At 41.5% G+C, this 18549-nt stretch carries 20 protein-coding genes; 11 read left to right on the top strand and 9 right to left on the bottom strand.

Translation table 11 applies throughout. The features are described 5' to 3' along the window. Positions 1-47: 47 nt before the first annotated feature. Positions 48-1280 (top strand): MFS transporter, encoded by a 1233-nt coding sequence (locus ABC357_RS14495; protein ID WP_412888201.1) that lies wholly within the window; start codon positions 48-50, stop codon positions 1278-1280. Between the two features lie 63 nt (positions 1281-1343). Further along, entirely contained in the window at positions 1344-1652 is a 309-nt protein-coding gene (locus ABC357_RS14490; RefSeq protein WP_412888200.1) for an HNH endonuclease, read from the top strand. Positions 1653-1659: 7 nt separating this feature from the next. Here ABC357_RS14490 and ABC357_RS14485 read toward each other — a convergent pair whose 3' ends face one another. The 6 genes from ABC357_RS14485 to ABC357_RS14460 all read right to left on the bottom strand — a co-directional run bounded on the left by ABC357_RS14485 (position 1660) and on the right by ABC357_RS14460 (position 3593). Then, the gene (locus ABC357_RS14485; protein WP_412888199.1) at positions 1660-1878 is read right to left on the bottom strand and encodes a spore germination protein; all 219 of its coding nucleotides are present in this window, start codon (positions 1876-1878) and stop codon (positions 1660-1662) included. A 16-nt stretch (positions 1879-1894) separates the two neighbouring features. Then, a complete protein-coding gene (locus ABC357_RS14480; protein WP_412888198.1) occupies positions 1895-2287 on the bottom strand; it encodes a spore germination protein GerPE in 393 nt (130 codons plus the stop codon). A 6-nt stretch (positions 2288-2293) separates the two neighbouring features. After that, complete coding sequence (locus ABC357_RS14475; RefSeq protein ID WP_412888197.1) at positions 2294-2473, bottom strand: spore gernimation protein GerPD; 180 nt, start codon at positions 2471-2473, stop codon at positions 2294-2296. Continuing rightward, complete coding sequence (gerPC, locus tag ABC357_RS14470) at positions 2474-3079, bottom strand: spore germination protein GerPC (protein WP_412888196.1); 606 nt, start codon at positions 3077-3079, stop codon at positions 2474-2476. A gap of 71 nt (positions 3080-3150) precedes the next feature. Further along, entirely contained in the window at positions 3151-3339 is a 189-nt protein-coding gene (locus ABC357_RS14465) for a spore germination protein GerPB (RefSeq protein ID WP_412888195.1), read from the bottom strand. A gap of 32 nt (positions 3340-3371) precedes the next feature. Further along, complete coding sequence (locus tag ABC357_RS14460; RefSeq protein ID WP_412888667.1) at positions 3372-3593, bottom strand: spore germination protein; 222 nt, start codon at positions 3591-3593, stop codon at positions 3372-3374. A gap of 424 nt (positions 3594-4017) precedes the next feature. Between ABC357_RS14460 and ABC357_RS14455 the strand changes: the two genes are divergently transcribed. The 8 genes from ABC357_RS14455 to ABC357_RS14420 all read left to right on the top strand — a co-directional run bounded on the left by ABC357_RS14455 (position 4018) and on the right by ABC357_RS14420 (position 13353). After that, on the top strand, positions 4018-5025 hold the full coding sequence (locus ABC357_RS14455; protein ID WP_412888194.1) for a processed acidic surface protein: 1008 nt from the start codon (positions 4018-4020) through the stop codon (positions 5023-5025). 60 nt (positions 5026-5085) lie between these two features. Beyond that, entirely contained in the window at positions 5086-5691 is a 606-nt protein-coding gene (locus ABC357_RS14450; RefSeq protein WP_412888666.1) for a class D sortase, read from the top strand. A 191-nt stretch (positions 5692-5882) separates the two neighbouring features. After that, on the top strand, positions 5883-6680 hold the full coding sequence (locus tag ABC357_RS14445; protein ID WP_412888193.1) for an HAD family hydrolase: 798 nt from the start codon (positions 5883-5885) through the stop codon (positions 6678-6680). A gap of 222 nt (positions 6681-6902) precedes the next feature. Beyond that, positions 6903-8495 (top strand): long-chain-fatty-acid--CoA ligase, encoded by a 1593-nt coding sequence (locus tag ABC357_RS14440; protein WP_412888192.1) that lies wholly within the window; start codon positions 6903-6905, stop codon positions 8493-8495. A gap of 153 nt (positions 8496-8648) precedes the next feature. Then, a complete protein-coding gene (locus ABC357_RS14435) occupies positions 8649-9851 on the top strand; it encodes a DUF418 domain-containing protein (protein WP_412888191.1) in 1203 nt (400 codons plus the stop codon). Continuing rightward, positions 9848-10750, top strand: a complete 903-nt coding sequence (locus ABC357_RS14430) for a fumarylacetoacetate hydrolase family protein (protein WP_412888190.1) — start codon at positions 9848-9850, stop codon at positions 10748-10750. Before ABC357_RS14435 ends, ABC357_RS14430 begins: the two co-directional genes overlap by 4 nt. Positions 10751-10849: 99 nt before the next feature. Then, positions 10850-11212, top strand: coding sequence for a DUF1516 family protein (locus ABC357_RS14425; RefSeq protein ID WP_412888189.1), 363 nt, complete (start codon positions 10850-10852; stop codon positions 11210-11212). Between the two features lie 155 nt (positions 11213-11367). Continuing rightward, on the top strand, positions 11368-13353 hold the full coding sequence (locus ABC357_RS14420; protein ID WP_412888188.1) for a putative bifunctional diguanylate cyclase/phosphodiesterase: 1986 nt from the start codon (positions 11368-11370) through the stop codon (positions 13351-13353). Positions 13354-13433: 80 nt separating this feature from the next. Here the strand turns inward: ABC357_RS14420 and ABC357_RS14415 are convergent, their stop codons facing one another. Further along, positions 13434-14003: a DUF2777 family protein gene (locus tag ABC357_RS14415; protein ID WP_412888187.1), complete on the bottom strand. Its 570-nt coding sequence runs from the start codon at positions 14001-14003 to the stop codon at positions 13434-13436. Positions 14004-14362: 359 nt separating this feature from the next. On the opposite strand from ABC357_RS14415, the gene asnB reads away from it, so the two are divergent. After that, positions 14363-16210 (top strand): asparagine synthase (glutamine-hydrolyzing), encoded by a 1848-nt coding sequence (gene asnB, locus ABC357_RS14410; RefSeq protein WP_412888186.1) that lies wholly within the window; start codon positions 14363-14365, stop codon positions 16208-16210. A gap of 42 nt (positions 16211-16252) precedes the next feature. Here asnB and ABC357_RS14405 read toward each other — a convergent pair whose 3' ends face one another. Further along, positions 16253-16693, bottom strand: coding sequence for a GNAT family N-acetyltransferase (locus ABC357_RS14405; protein WP_412888185.1), 441 nt, complete (start codon positions 16691-16693; stop codon positions 16253-16255). A gap of 244 nt (positions 16694-16937) precedes the next feature. Continuing rightward, positions 16938-18302, bottom strand: coding sequence for an MATE family efflux transporter (locus ABC357_RS14400; protein WP_412888184.1), 1365 nt, complete (start codon positions 18300-18302; stop codon positions 16938-16940). Positions 18303-18549: the final 247 nt, after the last annotated feature.

Raw genomic sequence — 18549 nt, 5'->3', positions numbered from 1 at the left:
GGCGGATTATTTTGCACCCTCTAATTAGATATATATCTAATTAGAAGGTGCAAAGAGGAGATGGGAAGATGATGAAAGCATGGTGTTTATTCCGGGAAGAAAAACAATACCGTCAATTGTTTTTGGCAGGTGTAATTAATGGCTTAGGGGACCGGTTCAGCCAAGTGGCCATGCTTGGCCTGCTTCTCCGCATGACAGGTTCGGGGTTTGCAGTGGGAACTGCGCTGGCTATAAGGGTTATTCCGTTTTTACTGTTTGGCCCGTTGGGAGGATATATAACAAGGCGTTTTTCAAAGAAAAAAGTGATGATCGGAACGGATATCATTCGAATAGGATTTGCTTTATCCTTTTTATTTGTTCATTCGGAAAGCGACTTGTGGATTGTCTATGTCAGTTCATTCGTATTAGGGGCGGGGGAAGCCATCTATGCACCGGCGAGAAAATCCTTGCTCCCTTCCATTGTCCAAGAAAAAAACATCATGCAAATCAATGGCTTGGAGCAATCTGTTACTGGCATCGTGTTAATTGCGGGTTCCTTTTCCGGAGGAGTAGTTGCCCATTACTTAGGAGAAGAGTTGCCATTTGTAATAAATGGCATTTCCTTTATTGCCGCTGCCGTTATTTTGTTTTTTCTAAAGGAATCGCACTTAGTGGATAGAGTTGAAAACCATAAACAAAATGGAAAAGTGGCTGCTTTTCCAATTATTCGTACGATGATTGCTGCTTCCGGAATTCTTTCTATCATTTTTATGCTTGAGTGTATAATCCCTATTTTTGACGGTGCCAATAATGTTCTTATCAGTGTATACGCTGTTGAGGTTTTTCGGATGGGAGATATAGGAGTAGGGCTTTTTTATGCTGCGCTTGGCATCGGTTTGATCAGCAGTTTCAGTTTGGCCAATAGGATTAGTGGATACTATCTAGAAATAGGGATGGGCATGCTTATGCTGGAAGGGATATTAATCATTGCGCTTAGCCGAATGGAGATTGCTTGGCTTGGATTGATTGTTTATTTCTTTATCTCTTTTGCTTCAGGTATCGGAAATGCGGCGATAGATACACTGCTTATGAAAGAAACAAAAGCAGAGTATCATGGGATAGTATTTGGGCTGTTAAGTACAGTCTCCAATGTGATGATGGGACTATCCATGTTCGGCACGGGGATTGTGCTGGCTTATGTAAGTGCAAGAAACGTGGGTTTAATAGCCGGGGGCGGTTTTTTAATAACAGCGATGGCATTGTACGCGATCTATAAAAGGAAAAAAGCCATCCATTCATGAAGCGTGCATTTTTTTGGCATAATAGTTACGTGATAAGAAGGGGTGAAAGGAGAGTGAAATTAAATGGCGGCATCCAAAAAGGAGAATAAGGGAAAATGTGAATTATGCGGGCGTGAAGAAACGGAGCTGACTGTGCACCATTTGACGCCTAAGGAACTGGGCGAATCTTTCCTCCCGACTGCACTGCTATGTATAGCTTGCCATAAACAAATACATGCTATTTATACGAATGAGGAACTAGCTGCCAGGTTATCGACGGTCAAGGAATTAAGGGAGGATGAGAAAATAAGGAATTTTATCAAATGGATCAGGAAGCAGCCATCCGGCAGGCTGGTGCGCACGAAAAAGGCAAAAGAAAGGCGCAGACGATAACCCGATATCAGTTATTGCCTGCGATTGGCTGGTCGATGACATTGGCATCCAATACATTGGTGGCGCTGATGCCATTATTTGAAATAATAAAGATACCTGTCAGGGCAGAACCTGATCCTGCGGCAGATTTACTTGAGGATTTAGGGGAATAGACAAAAGCATCACCGAATTGTATGCTTCCGCCTGTCACGGTGCCTACTTGAATAGGGCCTACAATTGCCGGCATGCTCAACTCCTCCTTTCTATCCCTGCAAATCAGCAGGATTTCCTGTGGATGGAACTCTGCGTATATTTAAAATCCGGGTTGCCAACCGTGAGTGGTCCACATTGCCGATATGGACGACTGAACATGAAGCTATGGCAGTGACTTGAAGATAATCAACCGATATGCGCGGTTTTTTGTTAATGACACACATTTCAATAGGCTCATAGATAACGGGAACAGGTGATAAATAGCGAAAGATATCATAGTCTTCGAACTGGTCGGGGTCATCGTCGTAATATTTGCTTCCTTGCTGTACGGCTAATGCCTGGGAAGAAGCGTCAATGTACTGACTATCGCCGATTTGCATAACAGAACTGAGCCCGATGTTTACGCAATCTATCTGTCTTACATAAGTAGATCGGCTAAGCATCGTTCTTTACGCTTTCGGCGCCAATGGAACCAGAGGGCCAATAATCAATGATTCAGGCGGCGTGTCAAATGCGGATGATAATTGAATGGTTTGGGCATCCCCGATCAAAAGCAGCGAAGAACTGGCTACACCGATCACTTTGACTTTGCCGACACAAAGGTTTTCATTTGTAACGTGGTAATCCATTTATTTCATTCCTTTCGTACCTTCATGGATGTTTAACAAAAAAGCCCGTACGGCTTGCTCGATATCGCTTTTCATTTGCTCGATGATTTTAGCTGCGTACTCCGGATTTTTACGGTTTTGTTCATTCGGAGGAAATTGCTTCAGATAATATGAAATGCGGCTGTCCAATTGCTTTAGCAGATCCTGCTGTATAAATTGATCATATTCCCCGTGGAAGCTTCGGCCGATTTCCAGCTCTGTTGTTGATATGAGGGAAGGAAGTTCCTTTTCGATGAAATCTGCTATATGTGAAGCAATCTGGTCAGAAAGTTCTTCCCTGTATTGTGGGGGATAAGGGACTGGAAATGGTTTTCCATTGGCGGCCATTTCTTCAATTTCATGCAAATCGGAAGGGTTAATGCCGATATTCAAGGTACCATCCAATTTTTCGATTTTTAATTGGTCGAATTTATATTCAATTTTATCGATGTGAATGGGAGCCTGGCTAGTGGCTCTTTTTTGCTCTGCTTTGATTCGGTTGATTTCATCCTCTAGTGACTGTACTTTTTTTGCCTGCGCCTCTAAGTATTTTTTCATTTCAGCAGCATAGGTGTAAAAATCATTCATGCTCAATCACCTCTGTTGGTAGACGTATGTGTATTTAACAGTATATGCAGCGGAAATGGATAGGTGATGGCCTATATTTGCTTAACGACTGTAACATCGCTTGGGATAGGAGGGGCTTCTTCGGTATATTCACCGGTATTCGCTAATGTACTGAGGGATTTAATGATGCCTGCACTTCCGATCTGAAAAATGGAGGAGTTGGAAATGCTGGAGATTCGGATACTGTTGATTTGGATGCTTTGTGTAATGTAATAATTCATGGATGTGCCTCCTTGTTGTTTGTTTTCGTATATTAAACATTGAAAAGAATCGGCTGATCGATATTTTCATTGTCTGTTGTCGATAGCCTGCTGTCATTGTTATAGACAGAAATACTTTCTCCGGTGTTGAAGGAGCCTGCACCGGCATAGGTCTTCGATGTTGAAATGGGAGCGATTTTATAGACATCGCCCACATGGAAAACGCCGCTTGTTCCAATATTGATCAATTGAATCGCACCTACAAAGGCAGGCATGCTATACCTCACCGCCCCATTTATTTGTTCAGATTTGAGCACCGCTAAGCGGCTTCTTCCGCTTTTCTCTCGGTCCAGCTGCAAACGCCAGCCTCTCGAGGTCTTAAGCCGAGTATAGTCAAAGGTAAAACCAGCGGTTAGAAAACTTCGCCTGTCTCTCTACGATCAGTCAACATCCATTCACTTCGTTCATGGTGTTTCCTTGATCTCGAGGAGAAAGGTTCCAGTTTGTACACCGCTTACCGGTTTCCTCCGCTTTTCTTACTATGCTATGTGATTTGTTTGTTGGGTGTGAGAGTTGTATGTTTATGTTTGGAGTTTCTCATGAATAAGAATTTAATAGGATGAAATACCCTATTTTTATCCCTTTTTTGCCTGTATACTACTTTAGTATTTTAAAAACTTTATAAGTAGGGGGATCTATTTGAAATATTTAATTACTGCACTTTTAACTGTCACGTTACTCTTTGGGGGGAGTTTTACTGCTTCGGCTGCTGTTGAAACTAAGGATTTAGATGCATATTTGGCTGAAGTGAACTTATCAAAAGAACAATTGGATGACTATCTCTTGTCCTTTGATTTGACATTGGAGGATTTTGAAGATATTGAAGATCTTCGTGATACTTTGGGGCCTCGTGTGACAACAGAAGCCCTCGATCAATTACTGAAGGATTATGATATGACGAGAGAAGAACTCGAAGGATTGCTTGCCGAGTATGGGGAGTTGGAAGAAGGCAAGTCAATAGAAGAATCGTTTTTATTTATATCCGACATTGAAGATATTATAGTAATGGATTCTTATCCAGAGTATGAAGACATGGAGGATTTATTCGGCGAACTGGAAGGCATTTTTTCAGAATTGGGTATTACTGAGGATGAAATAATGAAGCTGGCGGAGCATATGGACAAAATCCAAAATGAAGATTCAGCATTGGAAGATAAGCTAATGGCTTTGTCTGAAAAAATGATGGCCTTTGAAGATTTTGAAACGGTGGACGAGCTTTCACCTTCACAAATGGCGCAAATGATGGCGGTTTTGGATGAATTCAAGCAGATCCTTCAATTGGATTTTAAATTCTATTTAGTGAAGAATGGCAACAAGGCTCCGATTTCATTCGAGAGTTTAATGAAACTTGAGGATGCAAAGGGAGCAGGTTTACTGATTGAAATATATAACAACGAAGGAAAGCTACTCTTGGACATGATTTTAACAGGAGATATGATCGGCTCTGATTTGATCCATGAAACAGGTGATGCCATTCAACAAACAGCCAACCATGCGTTAAAAACGCCAGCTGTACACAAGCCCTTGACAGTAAAGGGAGGAAAGCTTCCGAATACAGCAGGCAACTATATGGGCGGATTGTTGGCAGGTGTAGGTTTGCTGGCAATTTCATTTCTTGCATTACGTAAAGTGAAGGTTGCTAAATAAGTGAAAAAAAAGGCGTTTCGTTATCGGAAAAAGTGGGTCATTGGATGCTGTGCAGCCTTTTTGTTAATGGCAGGGCTGTACTTCACTACAACAAATGCCTATAAACTCCTGGCCAGTTATACAATCTTCAAATGGAATAAAACAATAGAAAAAGAAAAAGTGGCAGAATCAGCAGAGAAGCCTGTTTCTGCCCTGAATAAAAAACGGGCCAGCAAGGTCGTTTATATTCAAAAACCAGCAGAGGGAGAAGTGATGGGATCTTTATTTATCCCCAAGCTTGACCGCTCACTGCCTATTATCCACGGCACGGATGAAGATGAATTAGCAAAAGGTGTCGGGCATTTTGCAGGCTCGGCATTCCCTGGAGAAAAGGATAATTCCGTATTATCGGGCCATCGGGATACCGTTTTCCGTCGATTGGGCGAAGTGGGCGTCGGGGATGAGCTGATTACCACTACAACTGCTGGAACATTTACATTCAAAGTGAAAAAGACCCGAATAGTGGATAGCGATGACCGTACAGTGATCGTTCCGAAAACAAAACCTACCCTAACTGTGACCACTTGCTATCCTTTCAGCTTTATAGGTGATGCACCGCAAAGATATATCCTGGTAGCGGAATTAATCCATAAAGATGAAAAAACAGTTTATGCCATGAAAAAGTAATTGAATGAAGAGTATATGGAAACCCGCACGATAGCCAAGCTGCTGTGTGGGTTTTTTATTAGTAAGATATTTACACATATTACGTTGTGCTCTATTTCATTGATATTGTCCTCATTCCTTTGGCTATTTTATAATGAATGTAACATCGTTTTTTATGATAGGCCTATAGACAATCAATAGGGGGAAAGAAAATGATTAAATTAGTGTTATCTGATATGGATGGAACATTCTTGAATAATAGGGGAGACTTTAACAGAGATTTGTACCAGATTGCGAAAAAAATGATGAAAGAAAAAGGAGTTGTTTTCGCTCCTGTTACTGGAAAACAATGTGAACGTGTAGAAGAATTATTCGGTGAAGATGCAAATGAGTTATGGATATTAGGTGATAGTGCCGCTCGAATCAAACATAATAATCAATTTGTTTTTGAATCACTAGTAAGTAATAAGCTAGGATTAGAAATCATTCGCTTACTTGAAGATATTAGTTCGGAACATACCGTTATTGCTTGTACAAGAGATGGCGCTGTTTTTAAAGATCATCTGTCAAATGAAGAAGAACAGATTGTAAGAAGATCTTATGCGAAAGTAAAAAAAGTCTCCGATTTCGCTGAAATGAAGGAGGACTTTATAAAGATTACGGTCCACGATCCGATGGGAAGATGTATCGAAACAAAAGAGAAATTATCTGCATTTTTTCAATCGGCTTATGTGGTTGCTTCGGAAGTTTCGTGGATTGATATAACGAATGCGAATGTCCATAAAGGGACTACCGTTAAACACTTGCAACGTTTATTGAAGGTTACTCCTGAAGAAACGATGGTTTTTGGCGATACATATAATGATATAGAGCTTATGGCTTGTGGTGAATACAGCTTTGCTGTCCGAAATGCTGTTCAGGAAGTAAAAGATGCAGCAAATTTTATTACAGGTTCTAATGAGGAAGATGGGGTTTTAAATACGATTATCCGTATGTTATCTTTGCAATAAAGTGGATAAAGAAATCTTAACTGGTCTTTTAAAAATATCATGCCTGCGCCTGGCTTTCCTTATTTGCGACATTCAGACCTATGGAAAGAGAGCCCGTCTTAAGCTTGTCGTGGATACGCGGGAGCTTTCCGCTTTTGTTTTGCTTAAAGGCTCTGTGATAAAGGATGTTGATATGCTAAAATAAAATTATTCAGAAAATTTAAATAGTTGGGCGGGGGATATATGAATGTACCATTGGTTTTGACTGATTTTTTGGATCGTGCAGTGGCGCTCTTTGGGGATAAAGAAGCGATTTACTGCGATGAGCGAGTGTTTACTTATCGACAATTGAATGAAAGAGTCAATGCTCTATCCCATGGCCTGAAGGACCTTGGCATTCGAAAAGGGGATATGGTTGCGTATCTTGCTCCAAATACAGTTGAAATGCTGGAAGGATTCTATGGCATTTTTCAGTTGGGGGCAGTAATGGTGCCGCTTAATGTGAGGCTTAAGCCGGAAGATTATTTATTTATCCTGAACCACAGCGAATCCAAAGTGCTATTTGTCGACCAGGATTTATATGGCTTCATAGAACCGATAAAAGACAGGCTTGAAACAGTAAAGCATATTATTGTGCATTATAATGATGCCGATTGTGCGGAAGTGGGATATGAAGCATGGCTCAATTCATATCCCAAGCAAGCTTTCAAAAGGGAAACCATTTCTGAAGACGATGTTTGCTCGCTTCTTTATACAAGCGGTACAACCGGTGACCCGAAGGGCGTCATGCTGACTCACCGGAATAATTACCTCCATGCCTTTTCAACGATGCACCATTTGCAGGTGCACGATGGAGATACATATCTTCATATTCTTCCAATGTTCCATGTAAATGGTTGGGGTGCCCCTTTTTATTATACATTGAATGGCGCAACACAAATTCTCCTTAAGAAACCGACTCCGGAAGCTATTTTCAACCTCATTGATAAGCATAAAGTGACAGTCATGCATATGGCTCCAACCGTGTTGAATTCAATCCTGCAATATGCCGATCGGGAAAAACCGGTTATAAATCAAAAATTGAGGATCGTCATTGCCGGTTCCGCTCCGCCTACCGCTTTTATTGCCAAAGTAGAGAATGAACTTGGTTGGGAGTTTATCCAGGTATACGGAATGACTGAATCTTCGCCATTAAGCTTAGCTTCTATTTTGCCGACCGAGCTCTCCGGCCTGCCAGCGGAAGAGAAGCATGCATTGAAAGCCAAAGCGGGACGGGCTATGTGCGGAAGTAGGGTGAAGGTAGTGAACGAAGACGGAGAAGAAGTCCAGCAGAATAGCTGTGAAATCGGTGAAGTATTGACGAGAAGCCACGGAGTGATGAAGGGCTATTGGAAGAATGACGAAGCGACCATGGCGGCGATTCAGGATGGCTGGCTGCATACCGGCGATATGGCTACAGTTGACCGTTATGGCAATGTTGATATTGTGGACCGGAAAAAAGATGTTATTATTTCAGGCGGAGAGAATATCTCTTCCATTGAAGTGGAAGGGAATTTATATAACCATCCCGCTGTGCTGGAAGCGGCCGTTATTGCTGTCCCGCATGAGAAATGGGGAGAAACGCCGCATGCCTATATTGTTGCCCATGCTGAGGCAAAGGTCACTGAAGCGGAGTTGATTGCTTTTTCCCGTGAATCTCTAGCCCATTTTAAGGCAATAACGGGAGTTACCTTTGTCGAAGAACTGCCAAAGACTGCTTCAGGAAAAATTCAAAAGGTCTTGCTACGGAACGATTATTGGAAAGAAAAAGGGCAGTCTGGCAAATTCGTGAATTAGTGGAGCTATAACAATAAAAAAGGTGGCTTTTGTCAAAGAGGTCATTTTTGACAGATAGCCACTTTTAGGGCTTATAATGAAAGAAGTCCCATTATTTCATCCTCTCCTGGTTGAAATAAAGAAAATGCTATGGAAAGAAGGGGTTTATGGGAGATGGAACACCGTTTAGGCGCCATCGGGGAGCAAGACCGGATTATATCATTGGATATTCTGAGGGGGATGGCCCTTTTGGGCATTTTGTTTGTGAATATGCCTTTTTTTTTCAGTCCTGCTTTATATTTGAATCCTGATACATATTGGGGATCAGGAATTGACCATTATGTGCAGATGGCCGTTACGGTGTTTGCGCAGTCGAGTTTCTACCCTTTATTTGCATTTCTATTTGGTTTTGGAGCTATGTTGATGTCAGAACGCATTGCCCAAAAGAAAATATCTTTTCATGTGCTTTTTTTAAAAAGGTTGGGAATCTTGTTTTTTATTGGAACCATCCATGCCTTTTTGATTTGGCATGGGGATATCCTTATTACATACGCGATCTGCGGCATATTTCTCCTTTTGTTTCTCGGGAAAAGCGGAAGAGGATTGCTGATGACAGGCACCTTGGCTTATTTGGTGGTATGGGGTCTTCTGTTGGCAGGGACCGGTCTGGCAGAATTAACCGGGTTGGAAGCCAATCACCCGGATGAATTGTTGTATAATTCTGAAGAAGCGGCAATTTCTGAAATGAACTATCAAAATGGAAGCTTTCTGGAGATTTTTCAACAAAGGCTGAAGGACTGGAATACTGTAAACGATTTGGGGAATTATTGGCTGCTCGTCTTGAATATTTTGCCCCTTATGCTGCTTGGAGCAGGTTGCGCCAAAAAAGGATGGATTGCCAGAGTGGAAGAAAACAGGGGGATGCTCTTATTGCTTGGGGCGGTCGGCTTCATGTCTGGACTTGTATGCAAGGCACTGCCATATTTCTGGACAAACAGTTATTCTGCCATGTTTCTGCAGACTTATTTTGGAGGGCCTCTGCTTTCACTTTTCTATCTGACTGCTATCCTATTGCTTTTGCAAAATCGCCATATGCGGCGCCTGCTTCATCCTTTTGCGTATGTAGGAAGGATGTCAATGAGCAATTATTTGCTTCAATCGGTCGTCTGTACGACTATTTTTTATTCATATGGATTCGGCCTGTACGGCCGCATTTCCTATTCGACAGGCGTTCTTATCCTAATTGTCTTGTTTGCTCTGCAAGTATTTCTTAGCCGCTTTTGGCTTTTCCGTTTCAGGCAAGGGCCTATCGAATATATGTGGCGATGGGGGACATATGGAAAGAGGCCTGTATTTAAAAGGGAGGAAGTACAATGAAATTAGCAACTGTGACGAAAGACGGAAATGAAATGATTGTAATGGAAGACGTTACATCCGGTAAGCTGCTGCATATCGCGCAGGCTTTAGAGGAGATGGGAAAGGATAGAATAGCCATCCCTACAGATATGGCCGACTTAATAGAAGCAGGGGAAGAGATGGTAACAGCTATTCAGGAGGCAGCGGAATATGCACAGAGCAAACCACATTTATTTAGTTTGCATGAAGAAGTAACATTTTTGGCTCCAATCCCAAGACCAAAGAAAAATATCTTTTGCGTGGGAAAAAATTATCGAGACCATGCGATTGAGATGGGAAGTGAAGCAGATATACCGGAGCATATTATGCTGTTTACAAAAGCTCCGACAACTGTCATTGGAAATAGGGTTAGTATCCCGTCCCATAGCAGTTTGACTAAGCAGCTTGATTATGAAGGCGAGCTTGCTGTTGTAATCGGAAAAGAAGCGAAGGCTGTATCAAAAGCAGATGCAGAAAAGTATATCTTCGGTTACACCATTATTAATGATGTGACTGCACGTGACCTTCAAGAACGCCATAAGCAATTTTTTATCGGGAAAAGCTTGGATGGGAGCTGCCCGATGGGCCCTTACATTGTCCATAAAACAGCTGTAGAGCATCCTATCAAATTGCAGGTACAGACGAAAGTAAATGGAGAATTGAGACAGAATGGCAATACGGAACAGTTTATCTTTTCCATTCCGGAAGTCATTGAAGTGCTTTCTAAAGGCATGACGCTGGAGCCGGGCGATATCATAGCTACAGGCACCCCGGCTGGTGTGGGTAAAGGCTTCAAACCTCCGAAGTTTTTGAAGCCTGGCGATATGATCGACATCACTGTTGAAGGAATAGGTACGCTTACTAATAGAGTGGAAGAATAGTTATCTACTATTTATCACTATGTCGAGCTTTTTAATAGGATGGGAATTTTTTCTATGGTATTATATAGTGGATAATATACAAAAGAGGGGGAATTTCCCATGCCTACTGATTTTCATATCACTACTTGGGCAGTAGCGATTATATTGATGATCATTGCAGTTGTTTTATGGAAGAAAGGCAATAAAAAAGGCTTTAAAATTACACATATGATTATTCGGGTTTTATACATATTGATTCTTCTTAGCGGGGGCATGCTTATCTCCAAGGAAGGCACGCTCGGAGGAGAATTGTATGGGAAGATGGTTCTTGGAATCATTGTCATTGGTTTAATCGAAATGGTATTGATTCGCCTGGGCAAAGGAAAGAAAGTAACTGGAATGGCTGTTCTTTTTGTGGTTGCATTTCTGGCAGTCCTTGCTCTTGGATTCCGGTTGCCGCTGGGCATAAACTTTTTAAGATGAGATAAAAGTCCTTCAATAATTGGAAGGAAATACGAATTTTTTACGAAAAACTACCAAAAAAGTTGGTGGTTTTTTCTATTTTTCTGCAAAAATGAGACTATTTATGCTATTTTATTAATAGCATAAAACTATTGATAAAATAAGTGGTGATAATCATGAGTGAACATCTGACCCATATTTTTTCCGGGATCCAGGACTTAGTAACGTACATCAAAAAAGAACGGTTAAATGATTATCCCCTCGTTATTGTCCATCTGTTTGCAGTAAATGAAGACCGGAAATGCATTCAATCCATTCTAAATGTTTGCGATGAATCCATTCCTAAATCTATTATCTACGATTGCACTGTTGGACAAACAAATAGCGAAAACATGCCGGAAGCTGGGGCGATTGTTCTCTCATTTACTTTAATGGAGAGCGAAGAGCCGGTAGCTTTTCAATATGCGCTGGACAAAATGGAAGAGGATATACAGGCTGAGGTGGTTAAGCAAAAATTTGCTACATTGTTCCACAATAGCCTGGACTTTGTTTATACATTGGGGATGGATGGGAAAGTCATTGAAGTTAATGAAGCATTTCTGGACAATTTCGGTGGTACCAGAAACGAAGTAATAGGGAGCATCTCGTTCGATTTTATGCCTCCTTCCGAAAGGTCTAATGCAAAAAGGCGAATGGATGAAGCAAGAGAAGGGAAAATAAGAACCTATCAGTTTGATGTTGAAAATAAAAAAGGGCATAAACAGTTTTTTTATGTGAAAGAAGTACCAATCATGGTTAACAATAAAGCGATTGGCTTATTCGGCATCGGCAAGAATATTACCGAGCAGAAAAAGGTGGGTGACCAGCTGTCGCAATTGTCTTATTATGACAGTATGACAGATTTGCCGAACCGGCTTATGTTTTCGAATATCCTCGTGGACGCGATTAGCCGCAATCGCAAAAAAAACTGGGATATGGGTGTACTGCTAATTGATATTGACAGATTTAAATTAATCAATGACAGTTTGGGCCATTATGCAGGGGACATTATCCTTAAGGAAATCAGCATGAGGATAAATGGGATTCTTCCACCGGGAGCTTACCTTGGCCGATTTGCAGGAGATAAGTTTTCCCTGCTGCTGACTAAGCATGTGTCGATGAAAGAAATCCATAAGGTAATCAGGCAATTGAACCGGGTTATATGTAAGCCGATTCAATATGAAGGCCAGGAATTCTTCGTATCGGCATCAATCGGCATCAGCATGTTCCCCGAGGATGGCTCAACGGAACAGACATTGATGAAGAATGCTGACATTGCATTGAACCGGGTCAAAAATTTAGGCGGCAACACACATATGTTTTATAGCAATGAAATGAATGAAGATGCGAAGGAACGCTTGAAGAGAGAGAGCAATCTGCGGAAAGCCTTAGCCAATGATGAGTTTTTCTTATGCTATCAGCCTTTGATCGACGTACACTCAGGGCATTTATACGGAAGTGAGGCGCTGATTAGGTGGAATAGCCCCGAGGAGGGATTTATTTCCCCGGCAGATTTCATTCCTCTTGCAGAAGAAACAGGCCTGATTGACGAAATCGGAAATTGGGTATTAAAGACTGCCTGCCGGCAAAATAAAAAGTGGAGCGAGAAGGGATTAGGGGATTTGGCTATTTCAGTCAATGTTTCACCCCATCAGTTGCAGCAACCCCATTTCGCTTCGATTGTCAAAAATATTCTTTCGGAAACGGGAATGAAAGCCTCAAATCTCCATCTTGAGCTGACTGAAAATATCATGGTGGAAAATTTGTCGTTCAGTGTATCCATTATGGAGCAATTACAGAAGATGGGCGTGAAGGTTTCTATTGATGATTTTGGAACTGGCTATTCTTCGTTAAGTTATTTAAAAAACCTGCCGATTGATTATTTAAAGATCGATCAGACATTTATCCAACAATTGAAGGAAGGGACTAGTGATCTTGCCATCGTGGAAGCCATCATTATGATGGGAAAAGGGCTCTCGCTCCAGATCATTGCCGAGGGGGTCGAGACAGCAGACCAACTTCAATTGTTGAAGGAGATGGATTGCCATTACGCACAAGGTTATTACATCGATAAGCCCCTTCAATCAGAGGAATTTGAGAAAAGCTTCCTCCAATCGCTGTAAGGGAAGAGCGTATTGGCTTGCAGGAGGACAAGGAATGTAAAAGGAATCAGTGGCTGCCGCTGATTCCTTTATTAAGAGCATTATGGATTAGGGGTGAATTTTTCAATGACAATTCGTTTTCCGGTATTTTGAGTGAATTCAAAGCGGTCGTGTTCCTTAGTGGAATAAACAAAATGATGCTGGACGGAACAGACACATTGCCCATTGTCGAATGTAAAGAAATTGACTCCGCTGCAGTTTGCCCTGTCTCGGATGAATGTTAATTGATTGTAGCCGTAAATACAGTCATAAATGGAAAAAGACATTGAATTTAGCGTCATGATAAATTGGAAAAAAGAATCATCATTGATTTCTTCTAAAAGCCGCTCGAATGAATAAAGCAGTTGTTTTTTCATCCTTACTTTTTCCTGGTGGTTCAAGAAAACGAGCTCTTTCTTAATATTGACCACCGCCATATCTGTCAGGACGCCTTTCTTCCAGCGATTCCCCCTGAATACCTCTATTTCATAGTGAAGAAACTCCTCAAGCGGATAGGCTTCATCTGTTTCATCACTAAAAAAAATCCATTGATCATTTATAAATTCAACGATACCTGCCGTAAAGGATCTCGATTGATGTTTTATAAGCTCTGTTCTTTGTTGCTTATTCATTTTGTACCCTCCGACTGTTGATAATAAATTCACCTACTTTTTGTCCGTATATAAAATAGGCGGATATTGCCATACATGACCATTCTTAACTTCCCGGGAAAAAGAAAAATTTGCTGCAGCTGGCAAATACCACTTGTTAAGCCGCCTTCCCGATAGTGCTTAGTGAAGCTAGTTATGCCAAAGAGTTTCGTTTGGACATTAACACATCTTTCCCTTCTGCATAGGCTATTACACGTCTAAAATAAATTAAAAATGATGCTGTTAATCTTTCTGCAATTTCTGAATACATATAAACAGGAAGTGCAGAAACATAGCCAGTGACCTAAATAACAAGGCAGATGGGAAAGGGTGGTCAAAATATGTGTGGAATCACTGGTTGGGTAGATTTTTCACAATATTTATTTCAGGAAGTATCCACAGTAATAGCCATGGGTGATACACTCCAGCAGCGCGGTCCGGATGAAAGTGATGTGTGGAGCAGCCGCCATGCGTGCTTTTCGCATAAGCGGTTGACTGTAGTCGACCCTGATGGCGGCAAACAGCCGATGACGATTGCTCATGGAGAGGAACGTTATACGATTTGTTATAACGGTGAATTGTACAATACAGAAGATGTGAGAAAAGACTTGTTATTAAAAGGATATTCTTTTAAAGGTCATTCTGACACAGAAGTTCTGCTAACTTCTTATATTGAGTGGAAAGAAAATGTTGTGGATCATCTGAATGGAATCTTTGCTTTTGCCATATGGGACCATGAACAGGAGCAATTATTCATGGCACGCGACAGATTAGGGGTCAAACCGCTTTTTTATAAAGAACATAAAAAAGGGCTCTTATTTGCATCTGAAATGAAAGCCATTCTGGCTCATAAAGAAGTCAGGGCTGAAGTGGACAGAGAGGGATTATGCGAATTATTCGGGCTGGGGCCATCGCATTCTCCAGGAACAGGTGTGTTCCATGGGATAAAGGAAGTCCGTCCGGCGCATGCCCTACGGTTATCCCGCCAAGGATTGAAGATGTGGCGGTATTGGAATGTTAAGAGCGGAGAGCATACAGAAAATATGGAACAAACTGCGGAAAAAGTGCGATTTTTAGTTGAAGATGCGATTATCCGCCAATTGGTATCGGATGTTCCTCTTTGTACTTTTCTATCAGGCGGAATTGACTCGAGTGTGATTACGGCAATAGCTGCTGACCATTATAAAAAGACCAACCAAGGACCATTGCATACGTATTCCATCGATTATGAGGATAATGCCCTTTATTATAAGGGAAACCATTTTCAGCCAAGTGATGACGCACCATGGATTGATATGGTGTCGGCATCGAAATCGACTGAGCATCATCGCTGTGTCATCTCTCAGGAATTATTGGCAGATGGGTTGCATCAATCGATGATTGCCAAGGATTTACCTGGTATGGCCGATATTGATTCATCTCTCTTGTGGTTTTGTGAACAAGTAAAAAGAGACTTTACGGTCAGTTTGTCAGGGGAATGCGCGGATGAAATATTCGGAGGGTATCCATGGTTCCAAGATCCTCCTGTGCAAAACCGCCAGTTTCCTTGGATTCGTTCAAGCAAGGAGAGGTCTTTATTCCTAAAGGATAAATGGCGCAGTTCATTGAAGATAGAGGAATACACAGAAGCTAAGTACCGGCAGATTTTGGAGGAAACACCCTTGCTGACTGGGGAGAACCAGGTGGAGGCTGGAAGAAGGCAATTATTTTATAGCAATCTCCACTATTTCATGATTAATCTACTAGAGAGGAAAGACAGGATGAGCATGGGGGCATCCTTGGAAGTGCGCGTTCCTTTTGCTGACCATCATTTGGTTGAATATGTCTGGAATATCCCATGGGAAATGAAAATGGCAGGCAATCGGGAAAAAGGGATTCTTCGGAAGGCGATGGAAGGTATTTTGCCTGAAGAAGTCCTATACCGGAAGAAAAGTCCATATCCTAAAACACATCATCCTATTTATACAGATAAAGTGACGGCTTTGCTGCAAGAGAGAGTAGCCAATAAACATAGTGCACTGCATGAATTCTTTGAAAAAGAACAGCTTCAGACATTAATAGAATCAAAAGGATCCTCTTTCCAGACCCCTTGGTATGGCCAATTGATGTCCGGTCCGCAATTGCTTGCGCATTTGGTACAACTGGATATGTGGTTTGAACAGTATAATGTGCAATTGAAAGATATATAGGCCTTGAAGGGCAGTTCCCATTCAGGGAACGGCCCTTTTTGATCAGATGGGCAAGGAATAATATACATGTTCATCGTCTTTGATGAATCCAATCTTTTCATACAGTCTTTGGGCTTGGCTATTTGTACAGGCAGTTTCCAGCGAAAGTTCCTTTGCTTCAGTTGAACGGGCGAGTTTAATCGCTTCATTGATCAAACGTTCTGCAACCCCTTTTCTTCGGAAAGCTTCCGAGACATAGAGGTCATTCAGAATCCATAGACGTTTCATTGATACGGAAGAAAAGGAAGGATATAATTGCACGAAACCGGCATGTTCTCCTTCTAGCTTCACTGTGTAGACTATGGAATCCTTGTTAGTCAATCGTTCCTTCATAAACGAGCGTGCTGCCGGCAAATCAGAAGGCTGGCCATAAAAAATCCGATAATCATTGAAAAGTGGCGCGATGCTGTCCAGATCGCGGATTGAAGCTTGATAGATTTCCAAACGTGAATTCCTCCCAAGAGTAATCATATACTTCTATGCCAATCGTACCATATTTGTTTAAAGTGAGAGGGGAAAAGATAAAGATCGTGACAATCGTGTTTCAGTTAAAGAAAAATCCGAACGGATGTGACATTCTTAGTAGTATGTCACATCCGTTCGGATTGTTTCGCTTTATGGATATCTTAATAAGAAATGATTGGCCTATAAAGTTGGTCATTCTAGTAATACAGCCAGCCTGTGGCGTTTATGAAGCTTTGCTTTTTGGGAGGATTTCTTCAGAGACAAAGCTTTTGTCCATCCAAACCTTCGATCGCCATCTTCTGAGCATCAGAATGCCACGAAGCCATTCATCTGCTATGAAGGCTATCCAGACCCCGAATAATCCCCAACCCAGTTGGATACCCAGAAAATAAGATAAAGAGACGCTGACTCCCCACATGGAGAGGATTCCGACTACAACCGGATATTTCACATCTCCGGTTGCACGCAAAGAGTTGATGATGACGATGTTAAACGCTCTTCCGGGTTCAAGTATGATTGTTAGCCAAATGAGCAAGCTGCCGGCTACGATTATACTTTGGTTGGAAGTAAAAATGGACAACAATGGTTTGCTGAAGACCGAGAATGCAAGTGCGCACAGAAATGATATCAAAATGGCCATCCTTAAACTTTTTAAGCAACGGCTATAGGCCTCATCATATTTTCGCGCACCGATTTGATGGCCTACCAATATTTGGGTTCCTTGGCTGATTGCTATAGCAAATAGATAAATAAACATCATTAGGTTGGATGCGTATACTCTTGTGGTCAACGCTTCTGTTCCAATCATAGCAATAAAATAGGTCACCATCATTTGGGAGCCGTTATAGGAAAGTTGTTCACCGGCTGAAGGAATTCCGATTGCCAACAGGTTTTTTACATGTTGGATAGGCATACGGAATATCCCGAAAAAATCAAGTTTGTGAGGGACTCGCTTGACTAGTAGAATCAGGATGGCTGCAAGGCCCAACACACGGCTGATACTGGTGGAAATAGCGACCCCTTCTACACCTAGGACCGGAATTCCAAAAGGGCCGAAAATGAATAAATAATTGCCGATAATATTAAGTGCGTTCATGCCTATCGTAACGTACATAGCATCTTTGGTAAAACCATAGCTGCGCAGGATAGCGCCTGCAGTCATAATCAGTGCTTGGATGAACGATAATCCGCCTACAATGCTGAGATATGAATGCGACTCATCCATCAGTTCGCCAGGTATATCCATAAGCAGAAGCAGCTGTTTGCTCGATAAGAATACCGCAATGCTCAATATAAAACCAAAAGCAAAATTTGTGACCATTGAAATAACAGACACTTCAGCTGCAGCAAGCGGGTTTTTCGCCCCAAGGTTTTGGGCGACCAAAATAGCTGTCCCGGTTGCTATAAATCCAAACATGACAATAACCAGTGCAAGTATTTGATTGGCCACGCCAACGGCTGCTACTGAATTGTCAGAGTAAAGGCTGAGCATTAAAGTATCTGCATTCCCCATAAGCATGTGGAGGAATAGTTCAACAAATAGCGGCCATGTTAAAGCAAATAATGTCATTTGTTTCGTATTTTTCATCGTTGGATGTGTTCTCCTTGGGTAGTTGGTAAAGCCCATGATTGTGATTTGTTCACAAACACATGTTATTTCATATTAGTATGGTTAATGGGACATTGCAATGGTAATTCTGGCAATCTGGTTGTTAAGGTTGAAATAACTTGAAAGTGAATTTGCATTTATTATACTATTATAAATGCAATCGATTTCATTTATTTAAAAAGAATAAAGTAGAGTTTAAAACTTCTTGAAAATGTATTTGTTCTGA

Origin of the sequence: Bacillus kalamii (genome assembly GCF_047238185.1) — a bacterium.
GTDB lineage: Bacteria > Bacillota > Bacilli > Bacillales > DSM-1321 > Bacillus_AD.
The sequence above is the reverse complement of the archived record's forward strand: the minus strand, read 5'-3'. Positions and strand labels throughout refer to the sequence as shown.